Origin of the sequence: Sphingomonas sanguinis (genome assembly GCF_001476905.1) — a bacterium.
In the GTDB taxonomy this organism is placed as follows: Bacteria; Pseudomonadota; Alphaproteobacteria; order Sphingomonadales; family Sphingomonadaceae; genus Sphingomonas; species Sphingomonas sanguinis_B.
On record NZ_LDTE01000124.1, the window covers coordinates 15,907 to 40,698 of the forward strand.

Here is a 24,792-nt window from a genome sequence, read left to right on the forward strand (position 1 = left end):
TTAAAACCGCTTCGTGAACTGGCTTTGTCCAACGATACCAGCGCCACGCATGGTGACGATATAGGCATGACCGGCGATAAGCTTGGCAGGCTGTCCGCTTGCGACGAAACCTACCGGAACCTCACCATATCGAAATTCGGAGCGGCATTTCGCTCCGGCGGGCGCGCCGATCGACCATAACGGGTTTAACTGGTCATCCGATTTGTAGATTGCGACGTCGTCAATGCAACTAGACTTGTTACCCCTGCTTGCCTTGAATGTCAGCGAGGTTGGCGATTCCGATATAGCGATGTCCATTTCTCTTTTGCAGCCGGACGCCATGATGAGCAAGGCGATGCAGCCGGCAACTTTATAGCCCATATACACCGCTCCCGGTCATGCGTCGCTTCAGGATAGCCTGCTCGGCGAGGCTTTTGGGATCGGAATGCCGACGCGCCCGAGCTAAGTTACCCGCCATCTCGGCTTGGCCCTCAAGGGTTTCCGAACCGAAATTCGTCTTGCGATGATTATAGTCGTATAGCTTGTCCGGGTCATAATTCGCGGCCCTCAGCTCACGGGCATAGCGCTTGCCGAAATTGGCGAAGCCCAATCGGTGATATTGGACGACATGCGAATATTCATGCACAAGCAGCTCGATGCCCAGTTCGCTTTTTGTCCATTCCGCATGGTTAAGGTATTTCAAACTGGATTTGGCATAGATCGTATTGCCAACCGTGATCGCCGGGTTTCCGTTTAAAAAAGCCCCCGCCGCGACCAGCGACAGGCCGGGACCGCGTACGATACGGATGCGCCGGGGATCGGGATCATGGCCATAGGCTTCAACAACGATGCGCTGTTCTGAAGCTGTTAGCGGTCGTGCGTAAGGTCCTCGGTCCTTGTCAGCGATCGCGTTGGCCTCTTCATGAAGCAGTTTGCCAAGCATAGCGATATAGGCATCGATGGTTCGGTACGTTGCTGCAATCTTATCGTCGGCCACCCGACGCAGCGCCCGTGATGTCGCCGTAAGCGCTCGCTCGAACAATTGCCATTCCAGGTCGTTCAGCAGACGACGGATAGCGCGTTGGCGATCTGGCGAGAACATGAACTGCCCCTCCTCCAACGCACAAACGGGCCGAGCCCGATCGCAGTTCCCATCGCCATCCCTCATAGCATCCCGCCCCATTCACCCCTACATCCCTTCCCATGCACCGGGTCGCCCCCGCCATCATCCTGTCGGTTCGGCCGCATGGCGAGCATGGGGCGATCGTGCGGGCTTTGACTCGGCAAGACGGGGTGCAGCCGGGCTATGTCCGGGGCGGACGATCGCGGGCGCTCAGGCCGGTGCTGCAACCCGGGAACGGCATCGTCGGCGAGTGGCGGGCGCGGACGGTGGAGCAATTGGCCGCGCTGACCATCGAGCCGGCGCATAGCCGCGCGGGGCTGCATGGCGAGCCGCTGGCCGCCGCGGGGATCGAGTGGTTGTGCGCGCTGACCGCCGCTGCACTGCCCGAGGAGCAGCCTTATCCCGTCCTGTACGACGCGCTCGACGCGGTGCTGACCGCGATCGAGTCGGCGCCCTCGGCGCGCGGCTGGGCGGGGGCGTTGGTGCGCTACGAACTGCTGCTGCTGGGGCAGTTGGGCTTCGGGCTCGATCTGGAGCGGTGCACGGTCACCGGTGGGACGGACGATCTGGCCTTTGTGAGTCCGAAGAGCGGCGCGGCAGTGTCGGTGGGGGCGGCGTTCGGCTATGAGACGAAGTTGTTTCCGTTGCCCGATTTTCTGCGCGAGGGCGGGGTGGGGGACTGGCCCGAAATATTCGCCGCCGGGCGGATCACCGCGCATTTCCTGGCGCGCGATATATTAGCCGGTCTGCGCAACGATCCGATGCCCGCCCGTGCGCGGCTGTTCGATCGGTTCAAAAGGGCGGTTGCGTGACACGGGCCCGCTAAGGCAAAGGGCGCTCCGAACATAGGTAATAAGGGGCCAGCCATGGCATTGATCGCGATCCTCGCCGGTGACGGCATCGGCCCGGAAGTGACGGCGGAAGCGCGGCGCGTGCTGGAGGCGCTGGACCTGGGCCTGACCTTCGAGGAGGCCAAGGTGGGCGGGGCGGCCTATGAAGCCGCCGGGCATCCGCTGCCGCCCGAGACGCTGGAGGTGGCGGGCCGCGCCGATGCGCTGCTGTTCGGGGCGGTCGGCGATCCGCGCTTCGACAATCTCGAGCGCGCGCACCGCCCGGAACAGGCGATCCTGGGCCTGCGCAAGGCGTTCGGCCTGTTCGCCAACCTGCGCCCCGCGCGTTTGTTCGAGGGGCTGGAGGATGCCAGCTCGCTGCGCCCCGACATTGCGCGGCGCATCGACATGGTGATCGTGCGCGAGCTGACCGGCGACGTCTATTTCGGTGCCAAGGGGCGCGGCACCACCGAGGCGGGGCTGCGCGAAGGTCATGACCTGATGCGCTATGACGAGGAAGAGGTCGCGCGGATCGCCCGCGTCGGCTTCGAGACCGCGATGCGCCGCCGTCGCCGGTTGCTGTCGGTGGACAAGGCCAATGTGCTCGAAACCTCGCAGCTGTGGCGCGACGTGGTGATCGAGGTGGCGAAGGATTACCCCGACGTCGTGCTCGACCATATGTATGTCGACAATTGCGCGATGCAGCTGGTGCGCGATCCCGGCCAGTTCGACGTCATCCTGACCGGGAATCTGTTTGGCGATATCCTGTCGGATCAGGCGTCGATGTGCGCCGGGTCTATCGGGATGCTGCCCTCCGCCGCGCTGGGAGCGACGGGCAAGGGGCTGTACGAGCCGATCCATGGCTCGGCCCCCGATATCGCCGGGCAGGGCAAGGCCAATCCGTGCGCGGCGATTCTTTCGTCGGCGATGATGCTGCGCCACTCGCTGGGCCACGCCGAGGCGGCCGACCGGATCGACGCGGCGGTGGCAGGTGCGATCCGTGAGGGCGCGCGGACCGGCGATCTGGGCGGCAGCCTGTCGACCCGCGCCATGGCCGACGCGATCCTCGAACGCCTCTGACGCCCATGAGCGCGCTCCTCGAACTCGCGGTCGTCATCCCGACCTTCAACGAGCGCGCCAATGTGCCCGTGCTCATCGCCAAGCTCGACCAGGCGCTGGCCGGGCGGCGGTGGGAGGCGATCTTCGTCGACGATAACAGCCCCGATGGCACTGCCGATGCCGCGCGCGAGATGGGCAAAGTCGATCCCCGCGTCCGGGTGATTCAGCGGATAGGACGGCGCGGCCTGTCCTCCGCCTGTATCGAGGGGATGTGCGCCACCGCCGCGCCGATGGTGGCGGTGATCGACGGCGATTTGCAGCATGATGAGACGCTGCTGCCCAAGATGCTCGACCGGTTGCAGGTGGAAGGTGATCTCGACATCGTCGTCGGCTCGCGCTTCGTCGATGGCGGCGGGACGGGCGACTGGGACCGCGACCGGGTGGCCAAGTCGGCCTTTGCCACGAAGCTGTCGCAGCGGGTGCTGAACGTGAACCTGTCCGACCCGATGAGCGGCTTCTTCATGGTCCGCACCCATGTCGCGCGCGCGACGGTGCCGCATCTGTCGGGGATCGGCTTCAAGATCCTGCTCGACATCATGAGCGCCTCGCCGCGTCCCCTTCGTGCCGCCGAAATGCCCTATGTGTTCCGACTGCGGACCGAGGGCGAGTCGAAGCTCGATCATGTCGTCGCGATGGAATATCTGATCGCGCTGTACGACCGCCGCTTCGGTAAGGTGGTGCCGGTGCGCTTCGCCATGTTCTCGGCGATCGGGGTGCTGGGGGTGGGCGTGCACATGGCGGTGCTCAGCCTGTTCTTCGTCCTGCTCGGCGCGACCTTCCTTGCCAGCCAGATCGTCGCGGTGGCGGCGGCGATGACGTTCAACTTCTTCCTGAACAATGCGCTGACCTATCGCGACCGGCGCTTGACCGGGTTCAAGCCGTTGCTCGACGGCTGGGTGTCCTTTTGCTTGGTCTGTGCGGTGGGGGCGATCGCCAATGTCGGCGTGGCGGCCTTCCTGCACGACGCACGCGCCAATGAATGGGCGCTCTCGGCCCTGATCGGCGTGCTGGTCGGCGCGGTGTGGAATTACGCGCTGTCGTCGCGCTTTGTGTGGGGGCGCTACTAAACCCTACCGCCAATCCGTGAACCAGGCCCAGCGCAGGAAGGATCGGGGCCCGGCCAGCGCGCCTGCGGTCAGGATCGGGTAGAAATAGACGAACAGGCACACCGCCGCGACCAGATACGCCTCGTCCCAATCGCGCAGGACCCCGCGCCACCGGTCGATCGCCACCGCCAGCGCGACCGACAGCCAGATGGCGGGCAAATAATAGTAATAATAGAATCCCAGCGATTTGGGGATGATCGCCCACACCGCAAAGCCGCCGATCCACAAGGCCGCCGCAAAACCCAGTCGGATGTCGCGTGTGCGCAGCCAGCCCAGCGCACAGGCCGCGACGGCGACCAGCCCGCCCCACATCACCACCGGATTGCCGAGCAGGAAGATGCCCCGCTGCGCCCCGTCCGCCACCTCGTAGAAATACCAGATCGGCCGCCCGATCACCGGCCAGCTCCACCAGCTGGACTGATAGGTATGCGGGGGCAGGACCTGAGTCTGGCGCGCATACATCTCGGCCTGGAAGGGCAGGAGCCGGCCCAGCGTCATCGGATCATGGGTGTAGAAAAAGGCGGGCGCGAAGGTCGCCGCATAGGCCAGTCCCGCCCCCAGGCCGAGCAGCCCCCAGGCCGACCACCAATGGAGGCCCGGCCAGCGGCTGGCGTCCCCGCGCTTCATCAGCACGAAGCCGATCGCGGCATAGCCCAGATAAGGCACCGCCGCCCATTTGGTCCCGACCGCCAGGCCCAGCAGGACCGCGCCCAGCGTCCACCGCCACCGGCTTTGCGCTGCCGAGCCGCGCATTGCCCAGCCCATGGCGGCGACCGCCAGCACGACGAACGCCGCCATGAAGCCGTCGAGCATCGCGATCCGGGCCTGTATCAGCACCATGAAATTGACGAGCGTCAGCACCCCCGCCATCGCGGCGGGACGGGTTCGCCGGGTCATCAGCCATACGATGCCGAACACGCCCGCGACCACCGCCGTACCCGCCAGCGTCGACAGCGCGCGCCAGCCCAGCGGATCGTCGCCGAAGATCATCATGCCCAGCGCGATCAGCGCCTTGCCGAGCAGCGGATGCTCGATATTCACCGGTCCTTCCAGCGCCAACAGCGTGCGCGCGGCGGGCACATAATGAACCTCGTCGAAGACCAGCTTGTGCGGCGTGGTCAGTCGCCAGCTGAACAGCAGCTGTGCGCAAACGAGCAGCGCGATCAGGGCCGGGACCGGACGGTGGAACGGGAGGAGCAGGCGGCGCATGATGCGGTCATGGCGGCCTCGTGCAGGGGGCACAAACGCTTTTTCGGTCGGCACCGTTCTTACAAAGTGTCTAACCGATCCTTTAGATTCGATCGCTATGGTGACTGCCCAAGAGCGGAATGGGTCGGTCGATCGGGGGCGACACGGCCGTAGCGAAGGAATGAGCGATACGATGGGTTGGCTGGGCAAGAAGGAAGCGAATGTCGATGATCGCATGGCAAGGGCCGTGTTCGATCTGTCTCCCGATGCGATGCTCCTATTCTCGGGGGGCAAGTTCGTCTCGGCGAACCCCGCCTCGGCGCGGGTCTATGACCGGCCGCTTTCCGAAATTCTTGGCAAATCGCCCGTGACCTTTTCGGCCCCCTGCCAGGCGGATGGGCGTCCCACCGAAGAGCATGTGGCCGAACGTGTCGGACAGGCGCTGAAGGAGGGCTTCGCGCGATTCGAGTGGCTGAACACCGACAGCCGGGGCACCATCGTGCGCCTGCTCGTTACGCTGATCCCCGCGAATGTCCTGACCCCGCAGGACGTGCTGGTCCTGTGCCAGGAAATGGGTGAAACGATGGCGATGGTCGGCCAGCTGGGCGACGGGCTGTCGCGCCTCGCCAATGGCGACCTGTCGCACCGCATCGTCAAACCCTTTCGTGATGATTACGAGCCGCTTCGTCTGCACTTCAATGAAACGGCCGAAATGCTGGGCGGCTCGATCAGCAAGGTCGACGAGTCCGCGCGGCGGGTTCACAGCGCGGCGCTGGAGATCGGCAAGGCGGCGGGCGATCTGTCGCGCCGGACCGAGCATCAGGCCGCCTCGCTGGAGGAAACCGCCGCCGCGATGCGCCAGGTGACCGAGGCGATCCAGGAAACCGCGCAGTTCGGCTCCAAGGCGGCCGAGGTCGCCGCCTCCGCGCAGAGCAATGCGGCCGAAAGCGGCATGGTCGTCCAACGGGCGATCGACGCGATGAGCGGGATCGAGCGCACCTCCAGCGAGATTTCGGAGATCATCGGCGTGATCGACGGCATCGCGTTCCAGACCAATTTGCTGGCGCTGAACGCTGGGGTCGAGGCGGCGCGCGCGGGCGATGCGGGCAAGGGCTTTGCGGTCGTCGCGAGCGAGGTGCGCGCGCTCGCCCAGCGCTCGGCCGATGCGGCCAAGGATGTGAAGGGGCGGATCGGTGCGTCCGATACGCAGATTCGCGCCGGTGTGCAGCAGGTCGACGCGGCCGGTGCGACCCTGCAGCGTATCGCCGCGCAGGTCAGCGAGATGGCAGCCCTGATCGGCGACATCGCGGGCGCATCGCAGCAACAGGCGAGCAGCGCGTCGCAGATCACCATCGCCATCGGCGACCTGGATGCGGTGACCCAGCAAAATGCCGCGATGGTCGAGGAAGCGACCGCCGCCGCGCGCGAACTGGTCGGCGAGGCCAGCGCGATGAGCGATCAGGTCGGGCGTTTCCGGCTGGCGACGCACCCCGCCCCCATGGCGATGCCTCGGTCGCTGTCCCGCGCTGCCTGACCGGCGGCCCACGCACGCTCCTCTATTCGTCAGACAATTTGACGAACCCCTGTCCGGCATGGCACCCATGGCGGTGACGTGGCGCGGGCATTCCCAATCATAGGGAATCGCCCGCGTCATCTGAGAGGATAAGTGGGAGAGTGACGTGACGCGATGGTCCCGACCGATGATCTTGGCGATTCTGGCGGCCACCGCCCTATCGCCCGCCTATGCCCAGGCACCTGTCGCCAATGACGGACCGGCCCGCAGTTTCGAGGTGAAGGGCAAGGGCTTCCTGCGCAACGGCCAGCCACATCAGGTGATTTCGGGCGAGATGCACTATACCCGCATCCCGCGCGCCTATTGGCGCGATCGTCTGCGCAAGGCCAAGGCGATGGGGCTGAACACCATCACCACCTATTCCTTCTGGAACGCGCATGAACCGCGTCCGGGCGTCTATGATTTCAGCGGCCAGAACGACATCGTCGCCTTCATCCGCGATGCCCAGGCCGAGGGGCTGGACGTCATCCTGCGCCCCGGCCCCTATGTCTGCGCCGAATGGGAGCTGGGCGGTTATCCGTCCTGGTTGCTCAAGGATCGCAAGCTCCTCCTGCGCTCGACCGACCCGCAATATACCGCCGCGGTCGATCGCTGGCTGATGCGGCTGGCGCAGGAGGTGAAGCCGCTGCTGCTGAAGAATGGCGGGCCGATCGTCGCGGTGCAGCTCGAGAATGAATATGGCGCGTTCGGCGACGACCAGGCCTATTTGCGCGGACTGGAGGCGAGCTACAAGCGGGCCGGGCTGGGCGACGGCATCCTGTTCACGTCGAACCAGGCGGGCGATTTGGCCAAGGGATCGCTGCCCAATCTTCCGTCGGTGGTGAATTTCGGGTCGGGTGGTGCTGAGAATGCGGTCGCCAAGCTGGAGGCCTATCGCCCTGACGGCCTGCGCATGGTCGGCGAATATTGGGCGGGCTGGTTCGACAAATGGGGCGAGGAGCATCACGAGACGGACGGCAGGAAAGAGGCCGAGGAAATGGCCTATATGCTCAAGCGCGGCTATTCGATCTCGCTCTACATGGTGCATGGCGGCACCACCTTCGGCTGGATGAACGGGGCGGACTCGCACACCGGCAAGGACTATCACCCCGACACCACCAGCTATGATTATGACGCGCCGATCGATGAGGCGGGCAATCCGCGCTACAAATACGGCCTGATCGCCGCCGCCATCGCCGAGGTGACGGGCAAGCCCGCAGCCCCCACGCCCGCACCGACGGTCGCGACGACCTTCCCGGTATCGGCCGTACGGCGCAGCGCCTCGCTCTGGGACAATCTGCCGACGCCGGTGCGGGCGGCGCAGCCGAAGACGTTCGAGGAGCTCGACCAGAATTACGGGTACGTGCTCTACCGCGTCACCGTGCCCGCAGGCGCGGCGGGTCCGCTGACGCTGAAGGGCATGCACAGCCATGCGCAGGTCTATCTGGACAAGACGCTGGTCGGCACGCTCGACCGGCGGCTGGACCAGGAAACGGTCGAACTGCCGGCGCGGACGAAGCCGACCACGCTGAACATCCTGGTCGAGAATACCGGCCGCGTGAACTATTCCCACGCCATCCGTACCGAGCAGACCGGCCTGACCGGCGCGGTGACGCTGGCGGGGCAGCCGCTCAACGACTGGCAGATGTTCCGCCTGCCGATGGACAATCTGGCGACCCTTAAGCTGTCCGCGAAACCGTGCACCGGGCCCTGCTTCTATGAGGCGACGATGACGGTGGCGAAGCCCGGCGACACCTATCTGGACATGCGGGGTGCGCATAAGGGGCAGTTGTGGCTGAACGACCATAATCTCGGTCGCTTCTGGAGCATCGGGCCGGTCCACACGCTCTATACGCCTGCGCCATGGCTGAAGGCGGGGGCGAACCGGGTGTTGTTCTTTGACCTCACCGGCGATGCGAGTGATACGCTGAGGACGGTGGACAAGCCGATCTATGGCAAGGTGACGAACCACCGCGAGGCGCAGTAGTCGAATTCCTCCCCTGCAAGGGGAGGGGGACCGCCGCGAAGCGGTGGTGGAGGGGTGTCCCCGCTGAGGTGACACCCCTCCGTTAGTCCTCTGGACTGCCACCTCCCCGTGCCGGGAAGGATCGACCTCAGCGCACCGCCGCCGCCTGGTTCGCGACGATCGCCTCGCGCTGTTCCGGGCTCATCGCGGCGGCGTTGACGTCGGCGGCCTTGATCGCATCGGCGCGATCCTCGGCATAGTCGCGGGTCTTTTCGGCCTGCTTGTCGAGCTGCTTGGCCTCGTTCCGCAGCGCGTCGGCTTGGCTTTCCATGCCGTCGGCGCGGTTGTCGGCGGCCTTTTCGACATTCTCGGCCAGCTTGTCGGTGCCCTTGCTGTTGCACGCCGACAGCGACACGAGGCTGGCGGCCAGCAAAAGGCCGATACGTATCGTCATCATCATTCTCCCTGTTGGATCAGCAGGAACAACCGGGACGGGCACATTTTCGTTCCGCTATCGCAACGGCGACACATGTGGCGTCGTGTCGGAATATCCTTGAACCCCGCTTCCCGGACCGGCAAATGAGCGGGCATGAAGCGTAAGACTGGCCAGGACCGTTCGATCACCACCAAGTGGCGTCCCGCGACGCAGGCCGTGCGCGGCGGCACCGCGCGGTCCGAATATGGCGAGACGTCCGAGGCGCTCTTCCTGACCTCGGGCTATTGCTATGACCGGGCAGGGGACGCGGCGGCACGGTTCGCGGGCGAGCAGGAGGGGATGACCTATTCCCGCCTCCAGAACCCGACCGTCGAGATGCTGGAACAGCGCATCGCCCTGCTCGAAGGGGCCGAGGCGTGCCGCACCATGGCGTCGGGCATGGCGGCGATGACGGCGGTGCTGCTCTGCCAGTTGCAGGCGGGCGACCATTTGGTCGGCGGGCGCGCGGCGTTCGGATCGTGCCGCTGGCTGACCGACACGCTGCTGCCTAAGTTCGGCATTTCCACGACCGTGGTCGATGCCCGTGACCCGCAGGCCTTCCTGGACGCGGTGCGCCCCGAGACCAAGGTCTTCTTCTTCGAGACGCCCGCCAACCCGACCATGGATGTGGCCGATCTGGAAGCGATCTGCGCGATCGCGCGCGAGCGCGGCATCACCACGGTGGTCGACAATGCCTTTGCGACCCCGGCGCTCCAGCGGCCGATGGATTTCGGCGCGGACGTGACCGCCTATTCCGCCACCAAGATGATGGACGGACAGGGCCGCGTGCTGGCGGGTGCGGTGTGCGGGACCGAGGACTTCATCACCAACACGCTGCTGCCCTTCACCCGCAACACCGGGCCGACCCTGTCGGCGTTCAACGCCTGGGTGGTGTTGAAGGGGTTGGAAACGCTCGACCTGCGTATCCATCGCCAGTCGGAATCGGCACTGAAGGTCGCGACCTTCCTGGAGGGCCGTGTGCCGCGCGTCCTGTGTCCCGCGCTGCCCAGCCATCCGCAGCATGACCTCGCCATGCGTCAGATGAAGGCGGGCGGCAGCATCTTCGCGCTGGAACTCGATGGCGGCCGCGAACAGGCGCATGGCCTGCTCGATGCGCTGGAGCTGATTGATATCTCGAACAATATCGGCGACTCGCGCTCGCTGATGACCCACCCCGCCTCGACCACCCATGCCGGTGTCGCCGAGGACAAGCGGATCGAGATGGGCATCGGCGAGGGGATGCTGCGCCTGAATGTCGGGCTGGAGGATGCCGACGACCTGATCGACGATCTCGACCAGGCGCTGCGCGTCGTGGGTCTGTGAAGGCGCTCTTTCCCCATGCGCTGACCACCGGGCCGGTGACGGTCCGCGTGTCGGTCAGCTATCTGCCCGAACAGTCCGAGCCGCAGCGCGGGCGTTGGTTCTGGGCCTATCATGTCCGTATCGAGAATGACGGCGAGCAGCCGGTGCAACTGCTCACCCGCCGCTGGATCATCACCGATGGACGCGGCGCGCGCCATTCGGTCGAGGGAGAGGGCGTGGTCGGTGAGCAGCCGGTCATCCAGCCGGGGGCGTCGTACGACTATGTCTCGGGCTGTCCGCTGGCGACGACCAGCGGTGCGATGCAAGGGAGCTATCGCATGATCGGCGCGGATGGCGTGACCTTCGACGCGGCGATTCCCCCATTCGCGCTGATCGCCCCGGCGGTCGCGTCGTGAAGCGGACCCATCTCCCGCTCAACGGCCTGCGCGTCCTCGACGCCGCCGCGCGCCATCTGAGCTTCACCCGCGCCGCCGACGAACTGGCGGTGACCCCGGCGGCGGTCGGGCAGCAGATTCGCGCGCTGGAGGATACGCTAGGCGTCGTCCTGTTCCGCCGCACGACGCGCGGGTTGGAACTGACCCCCGAGGCGGAGGCTGGCTTGGCCCCTCTGCGCGCGGGCTTCTTGCAATTCGAGGATGCCGTGCGCGCCATGCAGGCGGGGCAGTCGTCCAAGTCGCTGACCATCGCCGCGCCGCGCGACGTGACCGAGAAGTGGCTGATGCCGCGCCTCGCCGCCATTGCCGCGAGCGACCCGGACCTGCGCTTCTCGCTGATCGCCTCGGACGAGGGGCTGGACTTCACCGAGGCCAATCTGGACCTCGCCATCCGCTGGGGTGACGGGCCCGGCGGGCTGGAGGGCGAGGCGATCGAGTCGGACGGGATGATCGCGATCGGCCCCGAAGACGCACCGCTGATCGCTTGGCCGGGCGCGCCGGAAGAGGGGGCGCCGCTGGTTCGTGTGACCGATGCCGGCCTCGCCATCGATGCGGTCGCGGCGGGCCTGGGCCGCGCCGTGGTGCCGCAACTGCTCGCCGAGCGCGACCTGGCCGAGGGCCGGGTGGTCGCCACCGGCGAGGCGGTGCCCTCGCGCATGGGATATTGGCTGGTCGCCCCGCTGCCGCAATGGCGCCAGCAGAAGGTCAAGGCCTTGGTCGAGGCGCTGGGGGGGTAAGGCCCGCCCAACCATCCGCATCACCCCGGCGAAGGCCGGGGTCCAGTTGCGATACGGCTAGGGAGCGGATTGCGCCGGGTGGAAGGCAAAGCAAACGGGCTGCAATGCCTCCCACGCATCTTTCCTGCATCATCTCGAAAGCGTCGAACCTGGGCCCCGGCCTTCGCCGGGGAACTATGACGGGATAATTCATTCCCCATTTGTCTTGGCGGCGAAATTGCGCTTTGATCGTCACCAACAGGGGGGAGAGCAAAACCATGTCCGATTTGAATCGAGCCGAAATCGCCCGGTCGCAACTCATGTACGACGCCAGCCGCAAGTCGGTGGGCGTCGCTTACCTGCTGCTGATTTTCCTCGGAGGCTTTGGCGCACACCGCTTTTACCTGGGACGTGTCGGCTCGGGCGTGGCGATGCTGCTGCTGAACTTCATCGGTTGGGTGACGTTGCTGGCCGGTGTCGGCCTGATCCTATTGGGCTTTGCTTGGCTGTGGCTGTTCGTCGACCTCTTTCTCGTGCCGGGTATAGCGAGGCAGTATAATATGCGCCTCGCGAACGACCTGACCGGCGGCTATCCCGCCACGATTTGATCGGGCGACCCTCCCCAAGCATCGCTTGGGGAGGAATAAGCATTACGCCGCCGGTGCCGCGTCGAAGGGCACCGGGAATTTCTTCGCGCAAAAGGCGCAGTCCACTTGGATCAGGCCATCGTCATCGGCCATTTCGCGCCGCTCCTCGACCGAGAATTTGGTGATGACGCTGGCGATATACTCCGCCGAGCAGCGGCAGCCGCGCACGATGGCGGGGCTTTCCGACACGCGGACATTCTGTTCCTCGTTGAACAGCCGCCACACCAAAGTCTCCAGCGGCAGCGCGGCGTCGGCCAACTCCTCGGCCTCCATCGTCTGGCCCAGTGCCTGGACATGCTCCCATTCGGGATGGTCGAGCTTGACGTGCAGCCGCTCGCGGCCTTCCTCGCCCTCGGGCAGGTGCTGGAGGAACAGGCCGCCCGCGACGGTTCGGCCGTCCGGGCCCTTGCTGATCCCGACGCGCAGCAGGCTGGGGATCTGCTCGGACTGGATGAAATAGCTCTCGGCGGCGGCGGACAGCGTATCGCCGTCGAGCGGCACGATGCCCTGATAGCGCTCGCCGGTCACCGCCAGGTCGAAGGTGATCGCCAGGTAACCCTGGCCGAACAGCGCGAACAGCGTCGGCTCGGCGGGCAGCTCGGCCAGCCGGTCCTCGTCATACTGGATATAGCCGCGCAGCTCACCACCGCGATAATCGCACACCAGCAGCCGGATCACGCCGCTGTCGCTGCGCGTCTGGATGGTCAGCTGGCCGCTGGTGTCCTTCAACGTCGCACCCATCAGCGCGGTCAGGGTCAGCGCTTCGGCCAGCAGCCGCTCGATCGCGGGCGGATAGGCATGGGCGGCCAGAATCTCGTCCAGCACCGGGCCCAGCCGCACCAGACGTCCACGCGCATGTTGCTCGGGGATGGTGAACGCGATCGCGCGGTCGAGGTCGGGCAGGGTGATGTCGGTCATGCTCGTGCCTTTACGCACCGGAGGACGTCCGGGCGATATGGTGCCGGTGCGGCAGGGGAAAGAGAAAAGGCCGACGAACCCGCCGGCCTTTCCATAGATAGGGTGGCTCGCGCCCCGATCAACCAATCTGGCCGAAGCACCAGCGCAGGACCGACTTCTGGGCGTGCAGGCGGTTTTCCGCCTCGGGCCAGATCAGCGACTGCGGGCCGTCGATCACGTCGGAGGTCACTTCCTCGTCGCGATGCGCAGGGAGACAGTGGAGGAACTTCGCCTCCGGCTTGGCCAACGCCATCAGCTTGGCATTGACCTGATACGGCATCATCGCGGCCAGCTTTTCCTCGGCATGGGCCTGGCCCATCGAGATCCAGGTGTCGGTGACGACGATATCCGCACCCTCGACCGCCGTGCGCGGATCGGTCGTGCAAGTGGCGCGGCCCTGGCCCAGCTCCAGCGTACCCGGCTCGGGATGATAGCCGGTGGGGCAGGCGGCGACCACGTCGAAGCCGAGCAGCCCGCCCGCCTCGACGATCGAGTGCAGTACATTGTTGCCGTCGCCCAGCCACGCGACCTTCAGGCCGGACAGCGTCTTGCCCGCCTCGATTACGGTCAGCAGATCGGCCATGATCTGGCAGGGGTGCGACAGGTCGGTCAGGCCGTTGATGACCGGCACACTGGCATAATGCGCCATTTCCTCGACCTTGGCATGGTCGTCGGTGCGGATCATGATCGCATCGGTGTAGCCCGACAGGATGCGTGCGGTGTCCGCGATCGTCTCGCCGCGGCCCAGCTGCATGGTCCCGGCGTCGAGCACGATCGAAGTGCCGCCGAGCTGGCGGATCGCCATGTCGAAGCTGACGCGGGTGCGGGTCGAGTTCTTCTCGAAAACCATGGCAAGCACATGGCCCGCCAGCGGCGCATCGGCATCGACGCGGCCCTTGGTGAAACCGGCGCGGGCGGCCTTGCGGGCCTGGGCATCGGTCAGAATGGCGGTCACACCCTCGGGACCGGCGTCGGCGAGGTTCAGGAAGTGGCGGATCGTCATGGGTCTATACTCCGTCGCCCCGGCGGTTCCCCGCCGCCGGGGTGGCAGGGATCAATCGTCGGCGGCGGGGACGTAGACGCGCGCGGCGTCCGACAGCTTCGTCGCGAACTCGGTGATGTGGCTTTCGTCGATGGTCAGCGGCGGCAGGATGCGGATGACATTCTCGCCCGCCGCGACCAGCAGCAGCCCGTGATGGTCGCGGCAATGCGCGACGAAACGGCGGCTGTCGCTCTTCATCTTCAGGCCCTGCATCAGGCCATGGCCGCGCACTTCCTCGAACAGATGGTCGAAGTTCGGGATCATCTGCTCCAGCGTCGAGCGCAGGCGCTTGCCCATCGCCTCGACATGGTCGAGGAAGCCGTCTTCCTGCATCACGTCGAGCACCGCCTCACCGGCCGCCATGGCGAGCGGGTTGCCGCCATAGGTCGAGCCGTGCGTGCCGGCCACCATGCCCTTGGCCGCTTCCTCGGTCGCCAGGCACGCGCCCAGCGGGAAGCCGCCGCCAATGCCCTTGGCCGAGGCCATGATGTCGGGCTTCACGCCATACAGCTCATGCGCGAAGAACTTGCCGGTGCGGCCATAACCGCACTGCACCTCGTCCAGCACCAGAAGCAGGCCATGCTCGTCGCACGCCTTGCGCAGCCCCTGGAGGAATTCCATGCTGGCGGGACGCAGGCCGCCTTCACCCTGGATCGGTTCGACCAGGAAACCGGCGGTGTTCTCGTCGATCAGCGCGAGTGCGGCTTCCAGATCGTCAAACGGCGCATAGGCGAAGCCTGGCAGCAGCGGCTCGAACCCGTCACGCATCTTGGGCTGGTTGGTCGCCGAGATCGCGCCCAGCGTCCGGCCATGGAACGCGTTGTTGAACGTGATCAGCGTGTGGCGCTGCGGATTGCCATTGGCGAAGTGATAGCGGCGCGCGGTCTTGATCGCGCACTCGACGGCTTCGGCACCCGAATTGGTGAAGAACACCGTGTCGGCAAAGGTCGAATCGACCAGCCGCTGCGCGAAATGCTCACCCTGCGGGCTGCCGTACAGGTTCGACACATGCATCAGCGTCGCGGCCTGCTTGGCGATCGCCTCGACCAGTTTCGGATGGCCATGGCCCAGCGCGTTCACCGCGATCCCGGCGGCGAAGTCCAGATATTGCTGACCGTCCTCGCCGTAAAGATAGACGCCCTCGCCTCGGACCGGACGCACCTCGCACCGTGGGTAAACGGGCATCAGGGCGGTGATGGTCACGGGACGTCTCCTTCAAACAGCAAAGGGCGGCACCAAGGGCCGCCCATCCGATACTTACCGGACGGGAGTGCTACGGGTCAACAGGAGCGGGTCGGGTGATCCTCCATCCCGCCGGTCCTTGTGCATTCAGGAGTTTCTGAGTCACGGCCACATTGCCGCGATTATTGGAAGCCCGGTTACCAACCGGGGCGCTGAAGCTGCGCAACGATCGTTTTCGGTGTCACTCCACATCGGATTCATAGTTCGCAAGTGCTGCGATCACGGCGGCATTGGCCGCATAGCGCCGGCGCAATCCGGCCAATGCCGAGTCGGTGTCCTTGCAGGTGCGATTCAGGTCTTTTTCGAGCTGGGCGGCGCGCGCTTCGTCGTCCGCGTCTTCGCCCCGGAGATGGTCGCATTCGTCCCGTCGCGCCTTGAAGGCGACGACATCCGCCGGGAGTGTGTCCGGGGCGACGGTATTGGTGATAGCCGGACCAGCATTGATCGATCGCGGCTCGGGCTTTCCGGTCGGCGGTGCGGAGGCGAGGACTGGGGGCGAAGTCTTCGTGACAGGAGGAGCGGGCGTATCGGCATTCCCAGAGCTCGTTCCACCACATGCGGCAAGGGCCAACGCCAGTCCCAATGTATATGCTCGCATCCGTGCCTCTCTCGAACAACTCGACCGATCGCGGATTGCGCCGCCACCCGTCAAGCCAGGAGCGGCGGCCGGCTCAGGCGTCGATCACCTCTTCGTCCAGCCGTGCCGCATTTTCCTGGATGAAGGCGAAACGGTGGGCCGGGTTGTTGCCCATCAGCCGGTCGACCAGGTCCTTCACGCCCGCCCGTTCCTCATATTCCTGGGGCAGGGTGATTCGGATCAGGCTGCGGGTCGACGGGTCCATCGTCGTTTCGCGCAGTTGGCCGGGGTTCATCTCGCCCAGGCCCTTGAAGCGGGCGACGTCGACCTTCTTGCCCTTGAAGGCGGTGCGCTCCAACTCGGCGCGGTGGGCGTCGTCGCGGGCGTAGAGCGACTTGGCACCGACCGTCAGGCGATAGAGCGGCGGCTGGGCGAGGTAGAGATGCCCGCGGCGCACCAGATCGGGCATTTCCTGGAAGAAGAAGGTCATCAGCAGTGTGGCGATATGCGCTCCGTCCACGTCGGCGTCGGTCATGATGACGATCTTTTCGTAGCGCAGCTGGGTCGGGTCGCAATCCTTGCGGGTGCCGCAGCCCATGGCCAGCGTCAGGTCGGCGATTTCCTGGTTCTGTAGGATCTTGGTCGAGGTCGCGCTCGCGACGTTCAGGATCTTGCCGCGGATCGGCAGGATCGCCTGCGTCTTGCGGTCGCGCGCCTGTTTCGCCGAGCCACCTGCTGAGTCGCCCTCGACGATGAACAGTTCTGTGCCCTCGGGGCTGTCCGCCGAACAGTCGGTCAGCTTGCCGGGCAGGCGCAACTTGCGGGCCGACGTCGCGGTCTTGCGCTTGACCTCGCGCTCGGCCTTGCGGCGCAGCCGCTCGTCCATCCGGTCGAGCACATAGCCGAGCAGCGCCTTGCCGCGATCCATGTTCGCCGAGAGATAATGGTCGAAATGGTCGCGCACCGCCTTTTCGACCAGCCCGGCGGCTTCCGGGCTGGTGAGCCGGTCCTTGGTCTGGCTCTGGAATTGCGGCTCGCGGATAAAGACCGAGAGCATCAGTTCGGAGCCGACCATGACGTCGTCGGCGGTGATATCCTTGGCCTTTTTCTGGTTCACCAGTTCGCCGAACGCGCGCAGGCCCCGGACCAGCGCCTGGCGCAGGCCCTGTTCGTGCGTGCCGCCATCGGGGGTCGGGATGGTGTTGCAATACCAGCTATAGCTGCCGTCGCTCCATAGCGGCCAGGCGACCGCCCATTCGACGCGGCCCTGTTCGCCCGGGAAATCCTGATTGCCGGAGAAGAATTCGGCGGTGGCGCATTCGCGGCCGCCGACCTGCTCCTTCAGATGATCGGCGAGGCCGCCGGGGAATTGGAACACCGCATCGGCGGGCGTATCGTCGGTGATGAGTTCAGCGGCGCAGTGCCAGCGTATCTCGACGCCTGCGAACAGATAGGCCTTGGAGCGGACCAGCTTGTGCAGCCGCGCGGGCTTGAAGTGGAGTTCCGGCCCGAAAATCTCGGTATCCGGTGTGAAGGCGACGCTGGTGCCGCGCCGATTGGGGGCGGCTCCCACGGTTTCCAGCGGACCCAGCGTCGCACCCTGGGCAAAGCGCTGGCGATAGAGGATACGCTCGCGCGCCACTTCGACCACCGTATCCGACGACAGCGCGTTGACCACCGAGATGCCGACGCCGTGCAGACCGCCCGAGGTCGCATAGGCCTTGCCGGTGAACTTGCCGCCCGAGTGGAGCGTCGAGAGGATGACCTCCAGCGCCGACTTGTCGGGGAATTTGGGGTGTGGATCGACCGGGATGCCACGCCCATTGTCGACGATGGTCAGGCGGTTGCCCGGCTCCAGCTTCACCTCGATCCGGGTGGCGTGGCCCGCCACGGCTTCGTCCATCGCATTGTCGAGCACTTCGGCCGCCAGATGATGCAGCGCCCGCTCGTCGGTGCCGCCGATATACATGCCCGGACGGCGCCGCACCGGCTCCAGCCCCTCCAGCACCTCGATCGAGGAGGCGTCATAGGCAGGCTGGGGGCGCGCACCGCCCGCGAACAGATCATTGGACATAACGGGAACTATAGGGCTTCCGGCGCGCTTGCGCCAGCTTCGTGGCGCGTGACCCAAATGCAACAAAACTTTGCCGAAATTCTAATGTGGGATATTTTCACGGCACCGGTCCGTTAGCGCGTCACCTTTATGCCAAGGGTACGGGAGTGAACATGATGAAATTCTGGATGGCGGGGGCCATGGCCTCGGCGTTGGTCGCCACGCCGGTGATGGCGCAGGACAGTGCCTATGCCGGTGAGGACGACGCACCCTTTTCGGGGGCCTATATCGGCGGCAGCTTCGGCTATGACGTGCAGCCCAACGATGTCGGCTCGCGCTTCCTGTTCGACCGCAATCTGGACGGCCGGTTCGGCGATGTCGTGACGACCGCGGCCGGGGCCAATGCCTTCTCGCCGGGCTTCTGCAATGGCCGCGCGCGTAGCGTTCTGTCGCCGCAGAACGCCGCGACCGGTTGCGACAACGACAAGGATGGCATCGCCTATTATGGCCGCGTCGGGCTCGACCATCAGGCGGGCAACATCGTGTACGGCGTGGTCGGCGAGTTCGGTAAGTCGGAGATCACCGACAGCGTCTCGGCCTTTTCGACGACGCCTGCCTGGTACACCTTTACCCGCAGCATCGACTGGGAAGCCTCGGCGCGCGGACGCCTGGGCTATGCGGCGAACAAGACGCTGTTCTACGGCACGTTCGGCGGCGGTTATGCCCGGATCAACCGTGAGTTCGCGACCTCGAACGGATCGAACGCCTTTGCGATCAGCGGCAAGCGCAACCAGTTCGGCTTCCTCGGCGGCGGTGGTATCGAACAGAAGATCGGGCGCAACTTCTCGATCGGCATGGAATATATGTACCACCAGTATCGCGACGACGACACGCGCGTCCGGGTGACGCAGGGTTCGGCACTGGGGAACAACCCGTTCGTGCTGGCCCCGAATACGACGGGTACGGATATCCGCCGGTCGGATGACAAGTTCCGCTGGCACAGCCTTCGCGCCACGGCAGCGTTCCGGTTCTGATGAAAGGGGCGTTTCCTGGTGGAGCCGCCCTTTTTACAGGAGGTGAGGGACGTCCCCGGAAGCAAGCACTTTTGCCCTAAGCGACTTGCTTAGGGTGCCGCGGATCGATCCTGTAGCCACTGTTCCCCAGCCTTCGCCGGGAAACAGGAAAAGAAAAAGCCCGCCGGTCGCGAAACCGGCGGGCTTTTCCTATTCGACCCAAACTCAGCGGACGCGCGGGCCGCCAAAGGGCAAGGGCGGCGGCGGACGGCGGTCGCGGCGGGGCAGCTGTGCCTGATAGGCATGGCCGCAATGCGCGACGCAGTAGGGGAAGCCCGGATTCACCTTGTCGCCGCAGAAGTGGAAGTCCGGCTCGCCCGGATGGCCGATCGGCCATTTGCAGATGCGGTCGTTCAGGTCGAGCAGCGAGGTCTTGCCCGCCATTTCGGGGCTGGGCTTGGCCGGGACCAGACGGCGCGGCGGGGCAGGCGAGGGCGGGGGCTGCTGCTCGCCGGGCGACTGGCGTACGAAGCCGCCGGGGCCGACCGACCGCAGGATCGGTTGCGGCTCGCGCGGCTTGGCGGGTTCGGCTTCGATTTCGCTGTCCGGCTCGTCCTCGGCCACGAAGGGCGATGGCTCAGGCTCGGGTTCCGGCGCGGGAGGGGGCGGCGGAGGTGGAGGTGGAGGTGCGGCTACGACCGGTTCGGCCGCGGGCGCTGCGGCGGGCTCATTGGCCTTCACCGGCGACGGACGCGCCTGCAGGCCCAGGCGGTGCGCCTTGCCGATCACCGCGTTGCGGCTGACCCCGCCCAGAGCTTCGGCGATCTGGCTGGCGGTCTGACCCGCTTCCCACATCGTCCTGAGCGTATCGATCCGCTCATCGGTCCACGACATTCGAAACCTTTCCTCACTTCATCATCGCAACCGCCAGTCATCGTACCGGGTTGCGGGCGGCCACGGCAACCGTTACGCGCTATGGCGATGAGCAGCCAGCCCCCCCTCGGTGAAATCCACTCGGCGGTGCGTGCCGCCCCCGGTGAGCCCGTCATTCGGAACATCAACTGGGGCGGCCTCAGAACCCTCTATATCAAGGAGGTGCGCCGTTTCTTCAAGGTGCAGCTCCAGACGATCTGGGCTCCGTCGGTCACCACGCTTCTTTATCTCATCATTTTCACCACCGCTTTGGGTGGCCGCCACGCTGTGCCGGTCGCTGGCATGCAGGTGCCGTTCGCCGATTTCATCGCGCCGGGCCTGATCGTGATGGGCATGATGAACAATGCCTTCGCCAATGCCAGCTTCTCGCTGCTGGTCGGCAAGATCCAGGGGACGATCGTCGATTATCTGATGCCGCCGCTCTCCACCGCCGAGCTGCTGGCCGCGCTTGTCGGTGGCGCGGTGACGCGCGCGGTGCTGGTCGGGGTGACCGTCTGGGCGGCGATGGCGATCTGGCCTGGAGTGCATGTCACGCCGCACGCGCTCTTCGCGGTGCTGTGGTTCGGTCTGCTCGGCTCGGTGTTCCTGGCGCTGCTGGGCGTGCTGACCTCGATCTGGGCGGAGAAGTTCGACCATGCCGCCGCCGTCACCAACTTCGTGGTGGTGCCGCTGTCGCTGCTGTCGGGCACCTTCTACTCGGTCGACGGGCTGGCCCCCGCCTTCCGCGCGATCAGCCATGCCAACCCGTTCTTCTATGTCATTTCGGGCTTCCGCTATGGCTTTCTGGGCCTCGCCGACTCGCCGGTGACGCTGGGCGGGTTCGTCGTGCTCGGCATCGATATCGTGATGGCGATCCTCTGCTACGTCCTGCTGCGCAAGGGCTGGAAGCTGAAGAACTGAAACGGATCAGCTTTTCCGTTTTTTAACCGTCCTGTTGCTAAAAGAGGGCTCTGCTTCAGCAGCGGAATCTCCCTCGCCCGGGTCCAGCATGCCCGGTCAGGTCCTTGGCGGGATCGGCTTGGCCGTCCCGCCGCTTCTTCCCTCCATGATCCCTGGCATTGCAACCGCGCGCCAATCGGCGTAGCGCGGGCAGCATCATGACATCTTCTGCTCCCATGGCGGTCGTGCTCGTTTCGGGCGGGCTGGACTCGATGATTTCCGCTGCCTCGGCCAAGGCCGCAGGCTACCGCATCCTCGCCCTTTCGGTGGACTATAACCAGCGCCACCAGATCGAACTCGCCGCCGCCCGCCGAGTCGCGCACGAACTGGGCGCCGAACGGCACATCATCCTGCCGCTCGACCTGTCCGCCTTCGGCGGATCGGCGCTGACCGCCGATATCGAGGTTCCCAAGGACGGCGTGCAGCCGGGCATTCCGGTCACCTATGTCCCTGCGCGCAACACGATCTTCCTCAGCCTGGCGCTGGGTTGGGCCGAGGCGGCGGGCGCGCGCGACCTGTTCATCGGCGTCAATGCGCTCGACTATTCGGGCTATCCCGATTGCCGGCCCGAGTTCATTTCCGCCTTCGAGGGGCTGGCCGAGATCGCGACCAAGGCGGGTGTCGAGGGCCAGCCGTTCAAGATCCACGCGCCGCTCCAGCACATGACCAAGGCCGATATCGTGCGCGAAGGCACGCGGCTGGGCGTCGACATGGGGCTGAGCTGGTCCTGCTACGACCCGGCACCGGGCGGGCTGCATTGCGGCCGCTGCGACAGCTGCCGCCTGCGGTCCAAGGGTTTCGAGGAAGCGGGCATCCCCGATCCCACCGCCTATGCGGTCAAGCCGCAGGGCTGAGCCGATGAGCTACGCCGTCAAGGAAATGTTCCTGACGCTCCAGGGCGAAGGCGTGCAGGCCGGGCGGCGCGCGGTGTTCGTGCGCTTTGCGGGCTGCAACCTATGGTCGGGCCGCGAGCAGGACCGGGCGAGCGCCATCTGCCGCTTCTGCGACACCGATTTCGTCGGTGTCGATGGCCTGGGCGGTGGGCGTTTCGCCGATGCGGATGCACTGGTCGCGGCGGTCGAGGGCTTCTGGGGCGAGTCGCGGAACGAACGCTTCGTCGTGCTGACCGGGGGCGAACCGATGCTCCAGGTCGACGATGCCTTGGTCGATGCCCTCCACGCCGCGGGATTCTTCATCGCGATCGAGAGCAACGGCACGATCGCCGCGCATCCGGGCATCGACTGGGTGTGCATCAGCCCCAAGGCAGGGTCTGAGGTCGTCCAGCGTTCCGGGCAGGAATTGAAGCTGGTCTGGCCGCAGGCGGGAATCGACCCGGCCGAGGTCGAGGGATGGGACTTTGCGAACCATCTGCTCCAGCCGCTCGACGATCCCCGGGCGGAAGAAAACCGCGAGGTGTGTATTGCCATGGTGATGGAGCGCCCGCGCTGGCGGCTGACGCTCCAGACGCACAAAATGCTGGGGCTGCGGTAAATTCCATTCCTCCCCTGTAAGGGGAGGGGGACCATGCGGAGCATGGTGGAGGGGTGTCCCCCTCTCGATAGCGGGACACCCCTCCGCCAGGCCTACGGCCTGCCACCTCCCCTTAACGGGGAGGAATAAGAGTCAATGAACGAACCGCGCCACCACGTCGCGGTAGCTGCGCGACACCTTCACCTGCGCGCCCGATTCCAGCAGCAGGAAGCATTCGCCATTGGTGTGCGGCTTGACCTGCTTGACCAAGTCCAGGTTCACGATGGTCGAGCGGTGCACCCGCTGGAAGCGCCGCGGGTCCAGCCGCTTTTCCAAGTCCTTCATCGTCTCGCGCAGGACCAGCGAATTGTCGCCGGTGTTGATGACCATATAGTCGCCCGCCGCCTCGATCATCTCGATCGTGTCGACATCGACGCGGAAGATCTGGCCGCGGTCCTTGATGTTGATGAGCTTCTCGAACCGGCTCGCTGCGACTTCGCCGCCTTCGTTCAGGTCGGTCACTGCGTCGGGGGCATGTTCGGCCAGCACTTCCTTCAGCTTCTCGACCTCGCCGGCACCGCGCTTCTCGTTCAGCCGCTGGCGCACGCGGTCGAGCGTGTCGGCCAGCCGCGCCTCCTCGACCGGCTTCATCAGATAATCGACCGCCTGCGCCTCGAACGCGCGCAGGGCATGGTCGGAATAGGCGGTGACGAAGACGAACAGCGGCGGCTCGACCTCCATCAGGCCCTGGATCACCGAAAAGCCGTCGAAACCCGGCATCTGGATGTCGAGGAAGACGAGGTCGGGCTTGTGCGTCTTGATCGCGCGGATCGCCTCGCGCCCGTTCGAGCAGCGCTCGATAATCTCGACGTCTTCGTGCGCCTGGAGACGGATCTCCAGTCCCTGGATCGCCAGGGGCTCGTCGTCGACGAGGATGGTGCGGATGGTCATGCGGCCTCTCTGTTCACATTCTCAAGCTGGAAGGGGATCTCGATCTCGACCGAGAAGCCTCCAGCCGGCGCGGAGCGGGATTCGAACCGGTGGTCCGGGCCATAAGCCTGGGCCAGCCGTTCGCGGATATTGGACAGTCCAACGCCGGTCGAAACGCTTGAGGAATGGCGGATTTCGTGCAAGCCGGGGCCGGTATCGGATACGGCGATCCGCACCCGTTGCCCGACCAGTCGCACATCGACGCGGATTTCCGCGCCTTCCTCCTGCGGCGTGACGGCGTATTTGATGGCATTCTCGACCAGCGGTTGCAGCAGCAGCGAGGGCAGGCGCGCGCGTTCGGCCCGCGGGTCGATCTCGAAACTCGGGCGCAGGCGATCCTCGAAGCGCATCTTTTCGATTTCGAGATAGAGTTTCAGCGTTTCAACCTCTTGCGCCACGGTCACATGCGCCGTGGGCTCATTCGCCAGCGTGTAGCGGAGGAAGGCTGACAGCCGGCTTAACATCGCATTCGCCCGCTCGGTCTGTTTCAGGAGCACCAGCGTCGAGATCGAATTGAGCGTGTTGAACAAGAAGTGCGGGTTCAACTGATAGCGCAGCATCGCCAGCTGCGCGGTCGAGGCCTGCAGCTCCAGCGCGCGCATCTCATCGATCTGGCTCTCGACGATCAGATAATAGTTGATCGCGAAATACAGCGCCGACCAGCCCGCCAGCACCTCGAAGGTGATGAACAGGTTGCCGAGCAGCAGCGAGACGGTGACGCCCGGCTGCGTCGTGGTGATGAACGAGAAGGAAAAGGCGTTGAGCGCGGCATAGAGGAAGGTCGCGGCGGCTAGTGTGGCCAGTGTCAGGAACACGCCCATCAGGCGTGGGATGCGGCGGTAATAGCCGTACAGCGTCGAGAGCAGCAGGGTGATGCAATAGCCCAGGATCGCCTCGATGATGATCGGGATGATCTTCTCGAGCGAAAAGCCGTTGGACACGCCCACGACCGATCGCTGGACCAGATAGCCCGACCAGCCGACCGCCTGCAGCGTCCAGAAGGCGCGCGCCTTGTTCTCGAAAAACGGCCGGACCGAGGGTTGATCGGTGGCGGCGGGCGAAGCGGAGGAGGTCGCGACGGGCGAGTTCATGGCCATGGCCGGGTGACGTCTACACGG

25 protein-coding genes are annotated in these 24,792 nt (G+C 65.5%); 13 read left to right on the forward strand and 12 right to left on the reverse strand.

Annotated elements, in window-relative coordinates:
- Positions 1 to 360 carry a hypothetical protein gene (locus tag SB4_RS19800; RefSeq protein WP_153006295.1) on the reverse strand — a complete coding sequence of 120 codons (360 nt, stop codon included), beginning with the start codon at positions 358 to 360 and terminating at the stop codon, positions 1 to 3.
- On the reverse strand, positions 350 to 1,081 hold the full coding sequence (locus SB4_RS16555) for a hypothetical protein (RefSeq protein WP_153006296.1): 732 nt from the start codon (positions 1,079 to 1,081) through the stop codon (positions 350 to 352). Before SB4_RS16555 ends, SB4_RS19800 begins: the two co-directional genes overlap by 11 nt.
- A gap of 101 nt (positions 1,082 to 1,182) precedes the next feature.
- On the opposite strand from SB4_RS16555, the gene recO reads away from it, so the two are divergent.
- Genes recO through SB4_RS16570 form a run of 3 tightly spaced genes read left to right on the forward strand, consistent with a single transcriptional unit; the run spans position 1,183 to position 4,118 of the window.
- On the forward strand, positions 1,183 to 1,914 hold the full coding sequence (gene recO / locus SB4_RS16560; RefSeq protein ID WP_058753456.1) for a DNA repair protein RecO: 732 nt from the start codon (positions 1,183 to 1,185) through the stop codon (positions 1,912 to 1,914).
- A 54-nt stretch (positions 1,915 to 1,968) separates the two neighbouring features.
- Positions 1,969 to 3,012 carry a 3-isopropylmalate dehydrogenase gene (gene leuB / locus SB4_RS16565; protein ID WP_058753457.1) on the forward strand — a complete coding sequence of 348 codons (1,044 nt, stop codon included), beginning with the start codon at positions 1,969 to 1,971 and terminating at the stop codon, positions 3,010 to 3,012.
- Between the two features lie 5 nt (positions 3,013 to 3,017).
- Entirely contained in the window at positions 3,018 to 4,118 is a 1,101-nt protein-coding gene (locus SB4_RS16570; protein WP_058753458.1) for a glycosyltransferase family 2 protein, read from the forward strand.
- A gap of 3 nt (positions 4,119 to 4,121) precedes the next feature.
- Here the strand turns inward: SB4_RS16570 and SB4_RS16575 are convergent, their stop codons facing one another.
- The gene (locus SB4_RS16575) at positions 4,122 to 5,366 is read right to left on the reverse strand and encodes a phospholipid carrier-dependent glycosyltransferase (protein WP_058753459.1); all 1,245 of its coding nucleotides are present in this window, start codon (positions 5,364 to 5,366) and stop codon (positions 4,122 to 4,124) included.
- 160 nt (positions 5,367 to 5,526) lie between these two features.
- Here SB4_RS16575 and SB4_RS16580 point away from each other — a divergent pair, with 160 nt between their 5' ends.
- Together SB4_RS16580 and SB4_RS16585 are read left to right on the forward strand one after the other, a co-directional pair.
- Positions 5,527 to 6,879 (forward strand): methyl-accepting chemotaxis protein, encoded by a 1,353-nt coding sequence (locus SB4_RS16580; protein ID WP_241488662.1) that lies wholly within the window; start codon positions 5,527 to 5,529, stop codon positions 6,877 to 6,879.
- Positions 6,880 to 7,045: 166 nt separating this feature from the next.
- On the forward strand, positions 7,046 to 8,884 hold the full coding sequence (locus tag SB4_RS16585) for a glycoside hydrolase family 35 protein (protein WP_058753460.1): 1,839 nt from the start codon (positions 7,046 to 7,048) through the stop codon (positions 8,882 to 8,884).
- Positions 8,885 to 9,011: 127 nt separating this feature from the next.
- Here the strand turns inward: SB4_RS16585 and SB4_RS16590 are convergent, their stop codons facing one another.
- Entirely contained in the window at positions 9,012 to 9,323 is a 312-nt protein-coding gene (locus tag SB4_RS16590; RefSeq protein ID WP_241488663.1) for a hypothetical protein, read from the reverse strand.
- 129 nt (positions 9,324 to 9,452) lie between these two features.
- Here SB4_RS16590 and SB4_RS16595 point away from each other — a divergent pair, with 129 nt between their 5' ends.
- The 4 genes from SB4_RS16595 to SB4_RS16610 all read left to right on the forward strand — a co-directional run bounded on the left by SB4_RS16595 (position 9,453) and on the right by SB4_RS16610 (position 12,419).
- Positions 9,453 to 10,661, forward strand: coding sequence for a trans-sulfuration enzyme family protein (locus tag SB4_RS16595; RefSeq protein WP_058753461.1), 1,209 nt, complete (start codon positions 9,453 to 9,455; stop codon positions 10,659 to 10,661).
- Positions 10,658 to 11,056: a Co2+/Mg2+ efflux protein ApaG gene (gene apaG, locus SB4_RS16600; RefSeq protein WP_058753462.1), complete on the forward strand. Its 399-nt coding sequence runs from the start codon at positions 10,658 to 10,660 to the stop codon at positions 11,054 to 11,056. Before SB4_RS16595 ends, apaG begins: the two co-directional genes overlap by 4 nt.
- On the forward strand, positions 11,053 to 11,832 hold the full coding sequence (locus SB4_RS16605) for a LysR family transcriptional regulator (RefSeq protein WP_058753463.1): 780 nt from the start codon (positions 11,053 to 11,055) through the stop codon (positions 11,830 to 11,832). The genes apaG and SB4_RS16605 overlap by 4 nt, the downstream gene beginning before the upstream one ends.
- Positions 11,833 to 12,056: 224 nt before the next feature.
- Positions 12,057 to 12,419, forward strand: coding sequence for a TM2 domain-containing protein (locus tag SB4_RS16610; RefSeq protein ID WP_241488664.1), 363 nt, complete (start codon positions 12,057 to 12,059; stop codon positions 12,417 to 12,419).
- Positions 12,420 to 12,461: 42 nt separating this feature from the next.
- On the opposite strand, the gene hslO is transcribed toward SB4_RS16610, so the two are convergent.
- The 5 genes from hslO to parE form a co-directional block, all read right to left on the reverse strand.
- The gene (gene hslO / locus SB4_RS16615) at positions 12,462 to 13,376 is read right to left on the reverse strand and encodes an Hsp33 family molecular chaperone HslO (RefSeq protein ID WP_058753464.1); all 915 of its coding nucleotides are present in this window, start codon (positions 13,374 to 13,376) and stop codon (positions 12,462 to 12,464) included.
- A 118-nt stretch (positions 13,377 to 13,494) separates the two neighbouring features.
- Complete coding sequence (argF, locus tag SB4_RS16620; RefSeq protein WP_058753465.1) at positions 13,495 to 14,418, reverse strand: ornithine carbamoyltransferase; 924 nt, start codon at positions 14,416 to 14,418, stop codon at positions 13,495 to 13,497.
- A gap of 51 nt (positions 14,419 to 14,469) precedes the next feature.
- Positions 14,470 to 15,660 carry an aspartate aminotransferase family protein gene (locus tag SB4_RS16625; protein WP_058753466.1) on the reverse strand — a complete coding sequence of 397 codons (1,191 nt, stop codon included), beginning with the start codon at positions 15,658 to 15,660 and terminating at the stop codon, positions 14,470 to 14,472.
- Positions 15,661 to 15,880: 220 nt separating this feature from the next.
- Positions 15,881 to 16,270, reverse strand: a complete 390-nt coding sequence (locus tag SB4_RS16630; protein ID WP_058753467.1) for a hypothetical protein — start codon at positions 16,268 to 16,270, stop codon at positions 15,881 to 15,883.
- 100 nt (positions 16,271 to 16,370) lie between these two features.
- A complete protein-coding gene (gene parE / locus SB4_RS16635; RefSeq protein WP_058753468.1) occupies positions 16,371 to 18,350 on the reverse strand; it encodes a DNA topoisomerase IV subunit B in 1,980 nt (659 codons plus the stop codon).
- 152 nt (positions 18,351 to 18,502) lie between these two features.
- On the opposite strand from parE, the gene SB4_RS16640 reads away from it, so the two are divergent.
- Positions 18,503 to 19,363 carry an outer membrane protein gene (locus tag SB4_RS16640; RefSeq protein WP_058753469.1) on the forward strand — a complete coding sequence of 287 codons (861 nt, stop codon included), beginning with the start codon at positions 18,503 to 18,505 and terminating at the stop codon, positions 19,361 to 19,363.
- 204 nt (positions 19,364 to 19,567) lie between these two features.
- Here the strand turns inward: SB4_RS16640 and SB4_RS16645 are convergent, their stop codons facing one another.
- Positions 19,568 to 20,236, reverse strand: a complete 669-nt coding sequence (locus SB4_RS16645; RefSeq protein ID WP_058753470.1) for a GcrA family cell cycle regulator — start codon at positions 20,234 to 20,236, stop codon at positions 19,568 to 19,570.
- 87 nt (positions 20,237 to 20,323) lie between these two features.
- Here SB4_RS16645 and SB4_RS16650 point away from each other — a divergent pair, with 87 nt between their 5' ends.
- From SB4_RS16650 to queE, 3 genes are all read left to right on the forward strand, one after another.
- Positions 20,324 to 21,175, forward strand: a complete 852-nt coding sequence (locus SB4_RS16650; protein WP_058753471.1) for an ABC transporter permease — start codon at positions 20,324 to 20,326, stop codon at positions 21,173 to 21,175.
- A gap of 197 nt (positions 21,176 to 21,372) precedes the next feature.
- Positions 21,373 to 22,068: a 7-cyano-7-deazaguanine synthase QueC gene (queC, locus tag SB4_RS16655; protein WP_058753486.1), complete on the forward strand. Its 696-nt coding sequence runs from the start codon at positions 21,373 to 21,375 to the stop codon at positions 22,066 to 22,068.
- A 4-nt stretch (positions 22,069 to 22,072) separates the two neighbouring features.
- Positions 22,073 to 22,705 carry a 7-carboxy-7-deazaguanine synthase gene (queE, locus tag SB4_RS16660; RefSeq protein ID WP_058753472.1) on the forward strand — a complete coding sequence of 211 codons (633 nt, stop codon included), beginning with the start codon at positions 22,073 to 22,075 and terminating at the stop codon, positions 22,703 to 22,705.
- 132 nt (positions 22,706 to 22,837) lie between these two features.
- Here the strand turns inward: queE and SB4_RS16665 are convergent, their stop codons facing one another.
- Positions 22,838 to 23,635, reverse strand: a complete 798-nt coding sequence (locus SB4_RS16665) for a LytR/AlgR family response regulator transcription factor (protein WP_058753473.1) — start codon at positions 23,633 to 23,635, stop codon at positions 22,838 to 22,840.
- The gene (locus tag SB4_RS16670) at positions 23,632 to 24,765 is read right to left on the reverse strand and encodes a sensor histidine kinase (RefSeq protein WP_058734316.1); all 1,134 of its coding nucleotides are present in this window, start codon (positions 24,763 to 24,765) and stop codon (positions 23,632 to 23,634) included. Before SB4_RS16670 ends, SB4_RS16665 begins: the two co-directional genes overlap by 4 nt.
- Between the last annotated feature and the right edge of the window lie 27 nt (positions 24,766 to 24,792).

Bases quoted from the DNA above. Each gene is read 5' to 3' on its own strand.
- SB4_RS16665 (WP_058753473.1), bottom strand. From the start codon at position 23,635: ATGACCATCCGCACCATCCTCGTCGACGACGAGCCCCTGGCGATCCAG.
- SB4_RS19800 (WP_153006295.1), bottom strand. From the start codon at position 360: ATGGGCTATAAAGTTGCCGGCTGCATCGCCTTGCTCATCATGGCGTCC.
- argF (WP_058753465.1), bottom strand. From the start codon at position 14,418: ATGACGATCCGCCACTTCCTGAACCTCGCCGACGCCGGTCCCGAGGGT.
- queE (WP_058753472.1), top strand. From the start codon at position 22,073: ATGAGCTACGCCGTCAAGGAAATGTTCCTGACGCTCCAGGGCGAAGGC.
- SB4_RS16585 (WP_058753460.1), top strand. From the start codon at position 7,046: ATGATCTTGGCGATTCTGGCGGCCACCGCCCTATCGCCCGCCTATGCC.
- leuB (WP_058753457.1), top strand. From the start codon at position 1,969: ATGGCATTGATCGCGATCCTCGCCGGTGACGGCATCGGCCCGGAAGTG.
- SB4_RS16645 (WP_058753470.1), bottom strand. From the start codon at position 20,236: ATGTCGTGGACCGATGAGCGGATCGATACGCTCAGGACGATGTGGGAA.
- SB4_RS16575 (WP_058753459.1), bottom strand. From the start codon at position 5,366: ATGCGCCGCCTGCTCCTCCCGTTCCACCGTCCGGTCCCGGCCCTGATC.
- SB4_RS16590 (WP_241488663.1), bottom strand. From the start codon at position 9,323: ATGATGATGACGATACGTATCGGCCTTTTGCTGGCCGCCAGCCTCGTG.
- SB4_RS16595 (WP_058753461.1), top strand. From the start codon at position 9,453: ATGAAGCGTAAGACTGGCCAGGACCGTTCGATCACCACCAAGTGGCGT.
- parE (WP_058753468.1), bottom strand. From the start codon at position 18,350: ATGTCCAATGATCTGTTCGCGGGCGGTGCGCGCCCCCAGCCTGCCTAT.
- SB4_RS16570 (WP_058753458.1), top strand. From the start codon at position 3,018: ATGAGCGCGCTCCTCGAACTCGCGGTCGTCATCCCGACCTTCAACGAG.
- recO (WP_058753456.1), top strand. From the start codon at position 1,183: ATGCACCGGGTCGCCCCCGCCATCATCCTGTCGGTTCGGCCGCATGGC.
- SB4_RS16580 (WP_241488662.1), top strand. From the start codon at position 5,527: ATGAGCGATACGATGGGTTGGCTGGGCAAGAAGGAAGCGAATGTCGAT.
- SB4_RS16650 (WP_058753471.1), top strand. From the start codon at position 20,324: ATGAGCAGCCAGCCCCCCCTCGGTGAAATCCACTCGGCGGTGCGTGCC.
- SB4_RS16670 (WP_058734316.1), bottom strand. From the start codon at position 24,765: ATGAACTCGCCCGTCGCGACCTCCTCCGCTTCGCCCGCCGCCACCGAT.
- queC (WP_058753486.1), top strand. From the start codon at position 21,373: ATGACATCTTCTGCTCCCATGGCGGTCGTGCTCGTTTCGGGCGGGCTG.
- hslO (WP_058753464.1), bottom strand. From the start codon at position 13,376: ATGACCGACATCACCCTGCCCGACCTCGACCGCGCGATCGCGTTCACC.
- SB4_RS16640 (WP_058753469.1), top strand. From the start codon at position 18,503: ATGATGAAATTCTGGATGGCGGGGGCCATGGCCTCGGCGTTGGTCGCC.
- SB4_RS16555 (WP_153006296.1), bottom strand. From the start codon at position 1,081: ATGTTCTCGCCAGATCGCCAACGCGCTATCCGTCGTCTGCTGAACGAC.